General features: G+C 32.0%; 1 protein-coding gene. It reads left to right on the top strand.

Annotated features, from left to right (window positions below):
• A partial coding sequence (locus tag AACQ14_RS24060; RefSeq protein WP_339366070.1) for a nitroreductase family protein occupies positions 1-231 on the top strand: 231 nt, incomplete at both ends.

Genomic DNA, 231 nt, shown 5'->3' with positions numbered 1-231 from the left:
CTTGAAATTGATAAGGAATTACCAAGTTCTTTATCAATTTCAAGAGACGATGTGTTATATGATGCATATGAAGCTGTTAGATTAGCTCCTTCAGCTCTAAACAAGCAACCATGGAGACTAGTAAAAAAAGATAATATAATACGGTTTTATCAAAATACAAAATCCGTGGAAATGAATTTGGGTAATATTGATATGGGTATAGGAATGGCTCATTTTGAGTATGGGTTGAAT

The organism is Vallitalea maricola (assembly GCF_036985595.1).
GTDB classification, from domain to species: domain Bacteria; phylum Bacillota; class Clostridia; order Lachnospirales; family Vallitaleaceae; genus Vallitalea; species Vallitalea maricola.
The sequence above is the reverse complement of the archived record's forward strand: the minus strand, read 5'-3'. Positions and strand labels throughout refer to the sequence as shown.